The sequence below is a fragment of the Paenibacillus ferrarius genome (assembly GCF_002027705.1).
GTDB lineage: Bacteria > Bacillota > Bacilli > Paenibacillales > NBRC-103111 > Paenibacillus_E > Paenibacillus_E ferrarius.
The window spans coordinates 18150-32886 of the sequence record NZ_MBTG01000010.1 but is presented as its reverse complement, the minus strand read 5'-3'; the positions used below and the strand labels follow the sequence as shown (position 1 = coordinate 32886).

At 46.6% G+C, this 14737-nt stretch carries 13 protein-coding genes; 3 read left to right on the top strand and 10 right to left on the bottom strand.

The window, feature by feature from the left end:
• Positions 1-4: 4 nt before the first annotated feature.
• From BC351_RS11745 to BC351_RS11715, 7 genes are all read right to left on the bottom strand, one after another.
• Complete coding sequence (locus tag BC351_RS11745) at positions 5-793, bottom strand: MBL fold metallo-hydrolase (protein WP_079412099.1); 789 nt, start codon at positions 791-793, stop codon at positions 5-7.
• Complete coding sequence (locus tag BC351_RS11740) at positions 790-2544, bottom strand: ABC transporter ATP-binding protein (RefSeq protein ID WP_158082056.1); 1755 nt, start codon at positions 2542-2544, stop codon at positions 790-792. Before BC351_RS11740 ends, BC351_RS11745 begins: the two co-directional genes overlap by 4 nt.
• Positions 2545-2566: 22 nt before the next feature.
• The gene (locus BC351_RS11735; protein WP_079412095.1) at positions 2567-3346 is read right to left on the bottom strand and encodes an energy-coupling factor transporter transmembrane component T family protein; all 780 of its coding nucleotides are present in this window, start codon (positions 3344-3346) and stop codon (positions 2567-2569) included.
• Between the two features lie 18 nt (positions 3347-3364).
• Entirely contained in the window at positions 3365-3958 is a 594-nt protein-coding gene (locus BC351_RS11730; protein WP_079412093.1) for a hypothetical protein, read from the bottom strand.
• Positions 3959-3978: 20 nt separating this feature from the next.
• On the bottom strand, positions 3979-4683 hold the full coding sequence (locus BC351_RS11725; RefSeq protein WP_079412082.1) for a Crp/Fnr family transcriptional regulator: 705 nt from the start codon (positions 4681-4683) through the stop codon (positions 3979-3981).
• Between the two features lie 252 nt (positions 4684-4935).
• On the bottom strand, positions 4936-6330 hold the full coding sequence (locus tag BC351_RS11720; RefSeq protein WP_079412080.1) for a DUF4179 domain-containing protein: 1395 nt from the start codon (positions 6328-6330) through the stop codon (positions 4936-4938).
• Positions 6323-6850 (bottom strand): sigma-70 family RNA polymerase sigma factor, encoded by a 528-nt coding sequence (locus tag BC351_RS11715; RefSeq protein WP_079412078.1) that lies wholly within the window; start codon positions 6848-6850, stop codon positions 6323-6325. The genes BC351_RS11720 and BC351_RS11715 overlap by 8 nt, the downstream gene beginning before the upstream one ends.
• A 244-nt stretch (positions 6851-7094) precedes the next feature.
• Here BC351_RS11715 and lgt point away from each other — a divergent pair, with 244 nt between their 5' ends.
• A complete protein-coding gene (gene lgt / locus BC351_RS11710) occupies positions 7095-7889 on the top strand; it encodes a prolipoprotein diacylglyceryl transferase (protein ID WP_079412076.1) in 795 nt (264 codons plus the stop codon).
• Here lgt and BC351_RS11705 read toward each other — a convergent pair.
• Positions 7886-8749, bottom strand: coding sequence for an AraC family transcriptional regulator (locus tag BC351_RS11705; RefSeq protein ID WP_079412074.1), 864 nt, complete (start codon positions 8747-8749; stop codon positions 7886-7888). The genes lgt and BC351_RS11705 overlap by 4 nt on opposite strands.
• Before the next feature lie 127 nt (positions 8750-8876).
• On the opposite strand from BC351_RS11705, the gene BC351_RS11700 reads away from it, so the two are divergent.
• Positions 8877-9740: a phytanoyl-CoA dioxygenase family protein gene (locus BC351_RS11700; RefSeq protein ID WP_079412072.1), complete on the top strand. Its 864-nt coding sequence runs from the start codon at positions 8877-8879 to the stop codon at positions 9738-9740.
• A gap of 199 nt (positions 9741-9939) precedes the next feature.
• Positions 9940-11718, top strand: coding sequence for a glycoside hydrolase family 36 protein (locus BC351_RS11695; protein WP_079412070.1), 1779 nt, complete (start codon positions 9940-9942; stop codon positions 11716-11718).
• Between the two features lie 236 nt (positions 11719-11954).
• Here BC351_RS11695 and BC351_RS11690 read toward each other — a convergent pair whose 3' ends face one another.
• Positions 11955-14042 (bottom strand): S9 family peptidase, encoded by a 2088-nt coding sequence (locus BC351_RS11690; protein ID WP_079412068.1) that lies wholly within the window; start codon positions 14040-14042, stop codon positions 11955-11957.
• A complete protein-coding gene (locus BC351_RS11685) occupies positions 14039-14395 on the bottom strand; it encodes a cupin domain-containing protein (protein WP_079412067.1) in 357 nt (118 codons plus the stop codon). The genes BC351_RS11690 and BC351_RS11685 overlap by 4 nt, the downstream gene beginning before the upstream one ends.
• Between the last annotated feature and the right edge of the window lie 342 nt (positions 14396-14737).

Sequence of the window (14737 nt, the reverse complement as noted above, 5' to 3'; positions counted from 1 at the left end):
ATGTTTACCAAGTCAGCCATTCATGCTGTCTCAGCAGTTTCATGCCTTGCAAATCAGACTCCGTCAAGTCGCGCGGAGCTTCGCCATAATGCATCAGATACATGCATCTGCGTATTTCTTCCGGATATTGGCACAGCTCTTCGAAGGCGGAGTGCACCGCGTTATGGCCAAAACAGGTTTCGTGATAAAAAACCTCAACTCCCTGTCTGGATAACTCCACAAGCAGCTCCTTATCGGGCTGCATGTCCGCGCTGTAGAAGAAACGGTTATTCAGTACCAGGGAACAGCTGAATTTGGACGGCACGTGAAGCGTCTGAATCCAATGAGCCGACAACGATGAACAACTAGCCTCAATAGCAGGAACTGCGGCATTTACGGATTGCGGGACGAACGAGAATGACTCCCCTTCCTCCACCCATTGCACATCAAAATAATCTTCCAAAGCCAGCTTATGATCCACAACATTCTCCAGTGTGCCTCTCAAGCAATGTTCCCACAACAGACCCTTTAGCGGCTCAGGAATCCAAAGCTTCATTCGCCTGTTGGCCGCATAAGCGCCATACAAAGCAGCTTCATCCAAACCGCCGCAATGATCATAATGAAGATGGGTAATGAAAATCCCCTCAATATCGTCAAAACCGAGACCAATATCGTGCAGACTTTGCCAAGCCAGAGAACCACAATCCACTAAATAGCGTTTCCCCTGTGTCTCAATCAAGGCGTTGTTATGATAAGTAGATTTAATAAATCCATTCCCTACGCCAAGCATCATGATGTGGAATGGTTGATTCATGCCAAACCTCCAACAGCCGCAAGCTCTTTATATTCACCTGCAAACCGCGCAATAAACTCATCGGATGTCAATGCCGGTTCCGACCATCCCAACGCATAGGAAAGTTCAACCACAGGAGGCAGTGTAATGTTATGGCGGCGCAGTTCTTCTCGTTTGGCAAAAATATGGCGGGTTGGCCCGTCCCAATGAATCTCTCCATCTGACATGACGATTGTTCTTGGCACATAATCAGCGACTACACGCATATCATGCGTGAGCATCACAATCGTATGGCCCTGCTGCCATAAGATCTGAATATAATTCATCATCTCCCGGCATCGCATGGCATCGAGACCTGTTGTTGGTTCATCCAAGATAATCACTTCCGGTTCCAAAGCAAGAATGGACGCAATTGCCACTCTTCGCCGCTCTCCCCTGCTCAGAAAATGGGGATGCTCCTGCAAATAGCTATCGATATGCAGCAGCTTGGTTACGCGCTTCACTCTTTCATCAATTGCTGCATCATTCAATTTCTGAATGCGCAATCCATAGGCCACTTCCTCATAGACGGAACGGCAGACGAATTGAAAATCAGGGTTCTGAAACACAAACCCGACATGCCGTACTCTTTGATCGGCCCGGTAGGAGGCCGCCGACTTGCTATGAATGAGGACTTGCCCGCTTTGCGGCTTCAACAACCCCGTAATCAGCTTGCATAACGTTGATTTGCCGGCTCCATTGCGCCCGATTATCGCTGTAAATTCGCCCTTGCCAATTCGCAAATCGACGGGCTTGATCGTCAGCTCATCCTCCTGTTTCTTGTAGCGAAACATGACTTGTTTGAGCTCAATTATCGGTTTGGCATTGGAGCACTCTTCGTTTAGTCTTTGTTCAGCATCCCCCGCCGCTGGGTAGCTGCTCGGAGCATATCCCCGCTCCAACTCTTCCCTCAGCTCGGCCACATTCAGTGGATCGCCATCGCTTGAAGCTGCTGCCTGCAATTCCTTGCGAACACCGAGCCTACGGGCGATCTCGATCACTTGCGGCATTGGCAGCCAGTCGCCAATACCAGGCTGGTCATACAGCTCTGAGGGCGGAGCATCCGCGATAATCCGTCCGTCCGCGACCACAATAACCCGATCTGCATAGGGAAACGACACATCTAGATTATGATCAACGAACACAACCGTATAGCCCCATTGTTCATGAAGATTACGAATCGTCTCTATGACCATCTCCTTGCCTAATGGATCAAGCTCCGCCGTTGGCTCATCAAGCACGATGACTTTGGGCTGCATCATCAGGCAAGCAGCAATGGCCACTCTTTGCTTCTGTCCCCCCGACAGTTCGAGCGAAGAACGCAGCAAAATCGGCTTGATTTGTACCTTCTCCACGACCTCAGCCAAGCGGCGGTCGATCTCTTCAACAGGAACGCCCATATTTTCCAGAGCAAACGTCAATTCTTCCTTAACCGTCCCTCTCACAAGCTGCCACTCCGGATCCTGCAGTACGGTACCAACTTCTGAAACTAGATCATAAGGAAACGTTTCCTGTACATTAATTCCATCCACCGTCACACTCCCTTCATACAAGGAACCTTCCATCTCATTGGGAATCAACCCGTTGATCGAGAAACAAAGTGTCGACTTGCCTCCCCCGCTTGGCCCTGTGACAAAGACGAATTCTCCCTTCTTGATGCGAAGATTAAGTGTATGCAAGAGCGGCTCTGTTTTGGCCGCATACGTACATGAATAATTATGAAATTCGATCATGTCTTCCCTCCTAGGGTTCCAACTAAAGTCCATAGAGCAAGCGCACGACCAACCAGATAGCACACATCAGCAGCGCCAATCCGATTGCCCGCTTATCCAGTGCAGTCAACCGAGGATTATAATAATAAGTTCGTTTGTTTGTTCGGCCAACTCCTTTGAGCGTAAGAGCGAAGCTGGTCGTTCGAAATCGTTTTAAAAATACAAATAACACAGGAACGAGAACACTCGCAAAATGTTTCGTACGTGTCAACAAACTTCCTGAGCGAAAATCAACCCCGCGGCAGAATTGGGCATCCATGACCGTTTTGACATCGAAAATCATTAAATTCCAATACCTCAGCGCCAAAGAAATAGATAAAGTGGCGAATTCGGGCAAGCCGAATTTTTTCAACCCTATAACTAAATCTTCCGAAGACGTAGAGAAGAGCAGCACAAAAAATAAAAGGCACCAAATCATCATTCTCATAAAAAAAGTCAAGGCATATTGCATATTGCCCGAAGAAATCGTTAACAACCAGTAGCCCAAATCAACCTGCGCGTACACTTCTCCGCCCATATCCGCAAAGAAATAGGTAAGACTCATCATAACTGCAAGCACTGATACAGGCACAAGCAGGATCCACTGCATGCGAGGCGGACGGATGTACACAAACAGCATGAGACTCAATAGCAGCATCACAAGCAGGCTGAGTGGTCGCTCCATAAATAGCGGGATGATCGTGAACAGCAATCCGAATATAAGAATCTTGGTGAACCCATGCATAAAGTGAATAATCGAATTTGAAGGATAGTAAAGCTGCATTAGATAATCTCTCCTCGTTTAACCCCAAAACCGTTTGAAAAACAAACCGGATTTATTCATATAATCAGACATCCAAGCGAACAAAAGGGGACTAAGTACAGCAGCCGTAAGTGTGTTGCTGACTTGCATCCAAGCCCAGACCGTACCCCATGCAATATGGGCAGGAACTTTTTGGAAAATAATGAGATTCAACACCACCAATGCCGAAGCAGCCACCATACCGATAGTTACCATCGCTATAAAAACCACACGATCCTTGGCACTTTCGAACTTCACCTTGCGGAACGCAATACCTGGAACAAATCCCATTATAAATTGTGCCAGCAAAGCAAGCGGGTAAACAGCCGGATTCATCCCCACTACAAGCATCGACAGAATATTGCCGACGACCAGCCCGGCCGATCCCCAGACTCCGAACCAAACGCCGAACAACGGAGCAAATACAGCTGCTGGATATACCGCTTGGACCGTTCCGATTTTGATTGGAAAGTACCGTGATATGTAAATCGTAGCTCCGAAAATTAATGCACTGATGACGATCGCCACGATGTGGCGGGCGGTTATGCCTTTTTGCTCCAGACCGCTTTTCATTGCTGTTGGCATTTGTGCCATGGTTTAATCGCTCCTCTTATTTAAATGTTCTCAAGCTCGGATAGTTCTTTTTCCATGATATGGCGGCTCCACTCATTGCAAATGATCTGATCTTTTTTCACGAAAATAATGCGACGATCCTTCAGTTCCTTCAGAATCCGGTTGATGCTGCGCACCGTAACGCCCCACTGAGCAGCAATCTCCTCACGCGATATGGAAGTCATGAACGCAACCTGCTCGTTAAAATCGAAATTCTCAACCTGTCTGTACAAATGGCGAATCAGCTTATGACGCAGCGACATGCTGACTTGGTCGATCGATTTTTGCGAAGCCGCGTAGAGCTTGCTGGATAGCTGAGCGGTTAGCAGCAGCAGAAATTGAATATCACCGGCAATCCATTTGCGGTAGGCCTCCGCTTTGAGCCTCAGCACCGCAGACTTTTTTACGACAGTAATTCGGCAAACATAGGGCCTTCCCAAGGCGATCTCAATATCGCTGATCAATTGCCCTTGAGTTAAGTAAGCAATAATCAGCAAGTGTCCATCATTCAGTACATGCTCAACCTTGAATTCACCTTCGAGCACGATACAGAAATAGTCAGCCGCCCCTCCCTGCTCGCAAACCATCTCGTTTGGTTGATAGCGGCGAAGCTCCCAATGGGCAAACAAGTCTGAAGGCATTCCGCCCAGCATGTCGTGCAGCCATCTATGTTTGTTCATCAGACCACGGACACTGAGTTCGTCCACTATCGAACCTCCTCTTTCAATTTCTATTCCATATTGTTCCAAAGGCGGACGGGGACTATGCTTCACCTCCCTTCAGCTCGACTGGTGCAAGCACCTTGTATTTCCATTAAACAACGAAGACTATGTCGACTGAAGGACATTTGTCCAAATTTACAATCTTATAACACTAGTAAAACCGGCCTTTTGAAATAAAAAAAGCCTAGATTAGCTCTCTAACAAGCTAATTTAGACCTCTTTCATCCAGCCCTTCACTCATCGAATTGGAATTGACATCTCCAACTCGTCAAAAGTAATCACATTGACATCGCCATAACTATAAACGAACGTTATCTGTTTCTTCGGATCATACGGAGGGTAGACAGACTCGAATTCGTAATGCGTGGGATCAATGTATTTAATTTTACTTTTCCCCAGCCTCTCATTGCCCGTCTCATCTTCCATATACAAGTTCTGACTAAAAATGTCGGGATTATTCTCCATGCGATAAGCAACCGTAGTTGCCTCACTTGTAAAATCAAGTTTCGTGATGACCAGCCTAAAAAGATCGGAACCCCCAGGTTCGATGATAATCGGGTTCTCGTTCGTCGGTTTATGATCCGGTACGACTCTCCATTTATGCATCTCCGGAATCTTCGTCGAAGGACGAGTATAGGGCAATATTCGAATCGAGTTCGGGTGATGATCCATGGGCTCATACAAGCTAGTTTGCCGAACTATTTCATTTGATCCATTCGCATCTCCATAACCACTTGCACTCAAATGCTTCATAATCATTCCTCTATCATCAATCAGGTGAAAACTAACATTTGGATAAGATCCATACGAAGACTTAGGACGGATCATTTCCGTATCAAGTACTGTTGCGCTTGGCGTGAAGCCAACTTTTTTTATCGTCAACGTTATTGGACTTGCTGTTTTGGATTTCATTGGCAGGTATGTTTGAACACCGCTAGAACCGTTTAACTTCGTCACTGGAAATTCAAAATTCCATCTACCATCCTGATTGCCAATATGGGTAATATCCAAATTCAATCTAATGGTTTCAGGGAATTCTTTCTCTGTGATGAACTGAATAACTCCTGCGAATGTATGTCCAATCTCTGACCCAATTCCGCTCCTGTTGGATTGAATCACCTGACCGTCAACTGAAACCGAGAATGTCATGTCGCTAGGCGCCCTCTCTCCATCGAGGGATTCTGTTACATACCCGATTGATAAACGGGAACCGTCATAGAGCACATCCGTAATTTTAACAATGACCCCATTATTCGCTACGCTTTGGTTAATTTCGGTCGTGACTCCTTTTTCAGATGCCTGTTTCAATCCCGTATCCCCCTGAAGATGAAGAATCGAATTCAGAATAGGAATGCGTGAGAGGGCTTTCGCTACTGCTGGTACAGTTCCAACAATAAGTACGATTAACAAGCCTGCAATAGAGGTATAGACAGCAATTCGCCACGATAGCAGTTTCAACAATCGTCTACTTTTGGCAGGCGAGACATCTTGGTTTCTACTTTCTGGCGCATCGTGCAGTTCGGAAAGATTAGCTAGCGTCCTATCGATCGTCGCTCTGACAATGTCGGGCATTTCTTTCTTACTCTGCCTGCCGTCCTCCCTTAATCTCTGCTCGAGGCTGTTCTCATTCATGACAAGTGCTCCTCTCTTCTGAATTATTCAATAAATCCGCCAGCTCAGCTCGGGCACGATGCAATCGTGACTTGACAGTCCCCTCCGGTATCTCAAGCAAATCAGCAATTTGACTAAGGGACATATCTTCGTAGTAGTATAAAATGATTAAAGTTCGAAGCGGCTGCTCCAGCTGATCTACGATTTCTCTTAATTCAATTTCCTTGTAATCCTCATCCAGTTGGTTCCTGCGGCTGTTTATTTTTTGCAAGATCACAACCTTTTTACGATTATTCAAAATACGATTGCATTCATTGATTACGATGCGGGTGAACCAGGTTTTAGCATAAACTGGCTCTTGTAACGCTCCTAATGATCGATATGCTTTCAGAATTGCTTCCTGAATGGCATCCGCACAGTCCTCATCACTATTCAGCATGGCACGGGCTACTGCGTACAACGTCTGCTCCACCTCGCGAACGAAACGGACGAAGGCATCTTGGTCCCCCGATTGTGCTTGTCTTACCCATTGTTCTAACAGCTGAAAACACCTCCAGTACGCCTCTTTAAAGAACTTATATCCATTAGATCACCAGCGGGTTAATTTGGTTCGCGAAGAAGCAAACAATATAGTAAAACATCGTTATACGTTCCTATCCATTCCACAAAAAAATAGCCAGCAGCGAAATAATCGCGATGCCGGACTATCAAATCACTTCCATTAAAACGAAAGTAAAAGTAAGATGAAGAAAGAAAAAAATAATGGTACATAAGGAGAGGTTCATTTGCTTCAATTTTTAGGACACATTGGCTCGTTCCCTATTCGTTCTTATAGTATTCTGTTCGTCTTAGCTTGTATTCTCGGCATTGGCGTTACTGTAACGTTAGCGAAACTTCAGAAGAAGCATCAGCTCGCTGAACATTTGTTAAATCTAGCTGTGCCTATGTTTATCGGTGCTATTGTAGGATCTCGTTTTTGGCAAGTTTTCCTGTTTGATTGGGGTTACTACTCCAAGAATCCAGGTGAAATCATTGCTATTTGGCACGGAGGGTTGTCCATTCAAGGTGGAATTGTCGGCGCTGTGCTTGTTAGCATTTGGTATGTTAGGAAGCATAAAATCTCTTTCTGGGAGCTTGCTGATCTATGTGCGCCGGGACTGATTCTGGGACAAAGTATTGGCCGCGATGCAAATTTGATGAATGGCGATGCCTTTGGTGATCCTACTGGAGGGAATTGGGGAATTCTATACCCAGCTGGCACTAACGCCAGAGACACATTTGGAGACCAGCCGTTGTACCCTGCCGAAGTCTGGGAAGGACAAATGGATGTCATTATATTTGCAATTGTCATGATGCTTTTACAGAAAAAATTAAATAGAGGCTATTTATTCCTAATCACAAACGTTTTATACAATATCGGACGGTTCCTGCTGGAAATGCTCAGAGGTGATACGCCCAAGTATATGCTGGGCTGGACTACCGCACAATGGACCTCCGTCAGTATGATTGTAATCTGTATAGCTGCTGGCTTTTATCTGCACTTTAAGCAGGCTTCGGTGAAGGATTCAACAGCCATTTAACTTGACGAGTTCTTCCTCTTCCGAAACTCAGTAGGCGAGACACCATGAAATTGGGTGAATTGTTTGGTGAAATGATGAACGGAAGAATATCCGAAATCTTCGGCAATAGCTGTAATGGAGCGTTCGCTTTCCCAAAGTGCTGCCTCCACGTGCCGCATGATCGATTTGGTCCAATACGCCTTGGGAGACATGCCGGTTGCTTGTTTGAACAACTCATGAAATTGGGTTTTTCGGAGTCCGCATGCGGCCATCCATTCGTCATAGCCTCGACTCGCATTGGCTTCTTGGTCCATTCGTTCGATAATCGGTTGGATTCGGTAATCTGTAAGCTGAATTTTAGAAGCGGTTTGCACTAGGGCTAAAAGGAATGCCTTAACTAGATTGCTGACGATTAACTCCGTATAGGGCTCTTTGTGCCTGAACTGTGCCACTGCTGATATGAAAAGCTGGCCTAGCCACGAATGATGCTGAATCGGAGTAACGACGGGCAGCGACGCAAGCTCTGGGCATGGCAAAACAAGCGCCAATAACGCAGAATCGAAATCAGATTCGTCCCAAACGAGATGCAGGCTGCTCATTGACTTCTCACTCCAGATGTCGCAATACACGTTGTATGTCGATAAGGGGTTTTCGGGATTGGCATAAAAGGAGTGTTTGACTTTAGGTGGGAAATAGATCAAGTCTCCCTTCTTGACTGGATATGTTGTCCCATCGATTGTGACCGTTCCTTTGCCTCCGGCAACGAAATGGAAGGCATAGCAATACCCGATTCTTCCTGACTCTGCTCTATTCCTTTCTACAGGAAACCGGTAAAAGTGCGCCATTCGCACAAAAGCGTTAGCTGAGGATAGAAGAGTCATAGGGAACCTCGCATTCTATGTATTTAACCGGAAGAATTGATCAATTCATGAACTCACAAGCAAATACAATCCTCCAACGAAATGCTACTATTTATTTATATTATAGACCATTTGGAGGGTGAGTAACATGAGTGCAAAAATAAACAGCGGAAGTTTAACTAAAGATCAAGCTCAGTTTTACGAAGAACAGGGCTATCTCGTTATTCCCGATTTATTGTCTGACGAGGAATTGGCTCCTGCACGCGAAGCGATGACCCGCAAGGTGTCGATGATTGCCGATGAACTGTTTCAGGATGGACTAATCCCTAACAAGCTGGAAGAGCGCCCCTTTCAATACCGTTTAGCCGAGCTTTTTCAAGACTTGTCTGCTGAGAATTTCCTGAAGTATGGCCGAAGCTGGCGTGACCGAATTCCCGGATATTTCACACTCATGAGTAATCCGAAAATTTTGGATGCTGTCGAATCCTTAATTGGGGGAGAATTATTTTCGAATCCGGTCTACAATGTACGGCCCAAAGTGCCGAAAGTAGCAGCCGGAGCCGTACCGTGGCACCAAGACAAATCGTATTGGCCTGATGCGAATTCCAATCCTGTCATTACCGTCTGGATCCCTCTTGTTGATGCCACTGAGGTGAACGGTTGCCTTCATATCAAACCGAAAACACACCGCAAACGTGTACTCAAATGGCATAAGGAGACCCATACGGGAACTGGCTACACAGCACTCAAAGAAAGCCAGCTTGGCAAAACGGAAACGGTTGTACTGCCAGTGACTGCCGGAAGCGCTATTTTATTCAATGATCGCTGCCTTCATATGTCAACGCCTAACCTGTCCAATGAGGTTCGCTGGAGCGTAGATCTTCGTTATCAGCCTACCGATCAAGATCCTATGACCAGCCATGGCGCAGGTTTTCTGGCACGGAGCCGCAAGAACCCTGCAAAGGTTGCTACCTTGGAAGATTGGCTTGCGGGCAGAGCAGAGCACATGTAAGCGTTCATTCTTTGGAGCGAACACTTCGTAAATCCTTATAACGAGCGATGCGGCTGCATCGTTCGTTTTATTTTGCCATCATACTGACGCCGTCTAGTTGAAAACGTAAAAGAATCCACCCCAACCTTAAATTCTTCAATACCAAACCGTGCATTTTGTACGTATGATAAATAAGGATATCTATTTGAAAGGAGACATAATGAAAACAGTAGCTACGAAGACGCATACGTTCACATTATCAAGCGACTCTGACTTATTTTCCTCTACACTGCATGTAAAAAACCTCGAACCAGGGGTAGATCTCATTCATCTGAAATTAACTGCCCCGCAAGCGGAGCGTCCGCCGATCTTCTACCTTCGCTGGATCCATCCGGTCCACGACATTCACGCTTGCTGGAACCCTATCTCGGAACGCAGTAAAAGCTTTAAAGTGGATTATGGGCAAGGATTTCGCTCCAATGCGGCTACCTCTGCCCCTGTCGTCTCTTTATTCAATACAAATGGAGAGAATCGTTTGACCTTCGCATTCTCCGATGCGTTGAATACGATTCGCTACCGGGCAGGGATCAGTGAGGAAGATGCGACATTCCACTGCTCCATTGAGATGTTCACGGAAGTAACGGCACCCCTGGACACCTACGAAGGTACGCTCTTGATAGATACGAGAAACTTACCCTATTACGAAAGCTTGAATAACGTACAAGCCTGGTGGAGCGGCATGCCGGAATACCTGCCCGCTCCTGTTCCAGAAGCTGCACGAAACCCTATGTATTCGACTTGGTACAGCATGCATCAGCAAATAACGGCTGCGGATATCGAAGCACAGTGCGCAATCGCCAAAACGATGGGCATGGATGCCGTTATCGTAGACGATGGATGGCAAACGGGAGACAACAATCGCGGGTATGCGTATTGCGGAGATTGGGACGTGTATACCGATAAAGTGCCGGATATGCGAGCGCATGTCGATGCCGTTCATCGTCTAGGCATGAAATTTATTCTTTGGTATTCCGTTCCGTTTATCGGCAAGTTCAGCCAGGTTTGGCAGCGATTCGAAGACAAAATCCTTACCTTCAATGAAAGGCTTGGAGCCGGAGTCCTGGACCCGCGGTATCCCGATGTGAGGGACTATATCATTGAGAAATATGAAGACGCGGTGAAGGAATGGGATCTGGACGGGTTCAAGCTTGATTTCATCGACAGCTTCTATGTTCAAGAGGAATCCGCTGCCATCACCAAGGATGGTCACGACCATACCTCCGTTCCGGCCGCCGTGGACAGACTGCTCACAGATACTATCAACAGATTGCGTGCCATTAAACCGGACATCATGATCGAATTCCGCCAATCCTATATTGGCCCGGCTATGAGGAAATACGGCAATATGTTCCGGGCTTCGGATTGTCCTTACGGGGCTATCAGCAATCGGGTGCGCACGCTCGATATACGGCTTATTTGCGGCGATACTGCCGCTCATGCTGATATGATTATGTGGCATGAAGGGGAACCTGTGGAAAGCGCTGCGCTGCAGATGCTCAACATTTTGTTCTCCGTCCCTCAAGTATCTGTTCTGTTGGATCGCCTTCCATCCGACCATAATCAAATGTTGCAGCACTGGCTTGGATTCTGGAGAGAGCATCGGGATGTGCTGCTGGATGGAAAGCTTTCTCCGCTGAATCCGGAGTTGTTATATCCTACAGTGCGAGCTGAAGCCAATGACAAGACCATCGTTGTGTCTTACCATGACGCAATGGTCACTCTTGACGAAGTCCTTCATGTGTCACAGATTATCGTAATAAACAGCAGGATGAAAGAAGGACTTTATTTAGAAACAAAAGACAGCTTAGGCAGTGTCCGTATCGAAATCTATGACTGCTGCGGCAACACAGTGAACACCAGAACGGAAACATTGCGATCCGGTATTCATCCGATGAACATTCCTGCAACCGGGTATGCTGTAATTAAGAAAGTAGATTAGGAGACGCAATCCAGCCACCGAATCTGATAAACCTGCGATAATGCAGGCTTTTGGGTTCATATCGCGTGGAATACAGTGAAAGCCTGCGATTGTGCAGGCTTTTTCACATTTTTCCCCCTAGCGTCGAAGAAAACTCTTAAAAGGATGCATTATCGCAGGCTTTTCTCGATTTTGCTTATTTCCAAGACGAAAAGGATGCATTATCGCAGGAATTATGCCCTTCTACAGCCACCCGTCTACTCAACAAGGATAGCCTCGTCCACATCACCAGACGTATACCCCTTCCAATCCTGTTCATCCCCGCGCAAATGTTTGTCAAACCAGGCCAAGAGCATTCGCCTAACCTGCAATTTCACCTTTGGGCGACCTCTGATGCCATGGTCTTCCCCACGGAAAAGAAGGAGCGAAACCTCTTTACCCATTGAGGTAAGTGCTGTGAACATTTGCTCAGACTCTGCCACAGGTACAATGCCATCAAGTTCACCATGCATGAGCAGCAATGGAGAATTTACTTTATCAGCAAGAAAGAGAGGCGATGAACGGACGAAACGTTCTGGATCACTCCAAGGGCGTGTTTTATCACGAAGGGAACTAAGCCCGTACTGATACCCATATACGCCAGCTCCCCAATAGGATGAAAGATTGCTAATCCCTGCCATGGAACAGGCAGTTTGAAACAGCTTGGAATCGGTCAGGCACCGCATGGCCAGAAAGCCTCCATAACTTCCCCCGTAAACGGCAACTCGGTTTGGATTCAGTGCTGTATACCGCCGGAGTATACACGCTACCGTTTCCAATACCTCAGGAATTGCGCATGTCCCCCAATCATCTACATGCAGATCAGACAACTCCCGTCCATAGCCAGCTGTCCCCGTCGTGTTGATGACCAACACCGCGTAGCCTTTGCTAGCAAGAAGTTGGTGAGTATCTTCGTAGGCCATGCAGAGTTGGGCCGCCCCTCCGTACAAGTATACAATTAACGGAACAGTCCCTTGCATTGCCTCAGCCATCCCATCAGGCTCATAGAGCCATGCTCCGGGAGCAGGTATTTCGTCCATCACTAGGGGAGGAGCCCATAAAATCTCTAAGGACCCCGAGCCCGCTAAGAGATCAGAATGGAGCGTCACAACCGGCCGATGGATACTAAAAACAGCAGGAACGAAAGGCATGCCATTTTCCGAATGCACACAAATAACTTTTCCGTCTGAAGTCATACTGTGGCACCGGGAAGCCCCATGCCCCAGAATTTCTATATCCAATTTGAACAATTCATCTTTATGTACTCGCGCTACTATGGTCTGATGTCCCCTTGTTGCCATGTACGCTAGAGATTCCTCATTCATCCAAAACACTTCTTGTTTCGCTGCGCTCATGCCCACCGGAGTCCCCGCACTGATCTTCTCTTGCGAACCGTATTCACCAAGAACCCCGTCTTCCAGATCAAGCACATACAACCGCGTGTCATAAGCATTGAGTTGAAAACCTGCCGGGTTCATCGCTTCATGTTGGAATGAGCGCATGAATAAAGACGATGATTCCGTTTCCAGCGATCTTGAAGCGATATAAGCAAGGTAACGCCCCGACGGAGATGAAACCGGAGTGCTCATGAAACTGTGGGGCAGCGGTATAGGTTCTCCTTCCAGCTTGGATTCCAAATGAATTCGCCTTAACCGCAATTGCGGAAGGGTACCGATCATGTTGACTTGATCTAAAAAGTAAAGGGTATCGCCGTAAGGCGACAGAAAACTATGATTGTATTCATAACCGGGACCAGCAAGCCGTACAAGGTCAGGCAAATCATTCTCGGTAAATCTGGCCGGCACATGCACAATAATTCTCTTCTTGCGCCACCATTCCCATCGCTCGGGAATCCTCGTGATATGCCAATAATCGCTATACTGGGGTGATTCTGCCGCAGCCGCAGCCCCCGCATCGCAGACCAAATAAAAGCCCTTCCCCCCCTCATCCCATAGAAGCGATGAGGCATTCTGGAACATCTGAGGGACTAGTCTTGTCGTTCCGTCTGCGACAGAATAGATGACTACGCGATCCCCTTCTTCCATCGTCTGAAGGATAGCGAGTTCATTGCCACTCGGGGAAAACTGGAGATTTCTTGCCCCTGCCGCGGGACTGGCCTGCCAAATCAGATTGACTGCCTCTTTTTCAACGAAAGAGCACATATGCAGTGTATGTTCAAATTCATCTTCTTCCAAGTTCCACATCGCCGAAAGAAATGCTGCATATCTTCCGTCGGCCGTGACCGCCGTTTCTTTGTAATCTGCAATTTCCTCCAGGTCACTAAACGCCATGCGCCGTCTTCTCATTCGTTAGATTCCTCAACAAACACCGTATTTGCATCCGTATGCTCGAAGCATAAATTCACTGTTCGCACCTTGGAACGCGTTCGATGCAGAACGCCAGCGGGGATGGTTACATATTCATTGGGAGCCAAAATAATGGATTCCTTGTCATGCAGCTCAATGATCAGCTCTCCTTCCAGAACGAGGAACAGCTCATCAGAATCGGGGTGGAAATGCCAAGGATATGTCCCGGTGAACACGGCCAGCCTTAAACAACTTTCATTGACTGTTCCGATAACGAAATTCTCATAGTCTGATAATAAATTCTGGTGTAAGGATGTCAGATTTCCCTTCTGAATTGATTCATTGGCATGCATGTTAAGACCTCCAAAGTAATTAATGTGTTATATTTGCTAACAACCACAAAAATAATATATTGTAAAATAGTTACAAATATTGTACACTGACTCCAGTGGACAAATGGATAAAAAAGGGAATTATTATATGTCCCATTATATCTGTCTGCGAATAATTTGGGAAGTGAGGTGAATGAAAATGATTAAAAAAACGTCCAAGAAGTCTACTACAATCCGCACGACAACTCCTTACATCGCGAACTAATACTTACGACGAGAAGAGACCTAAAGGCTAATCTTTAGGTCTTTTCTTTCCATTAACACTAATTGAATCTACTCAATTCTATTCAATTTGGAGGAATT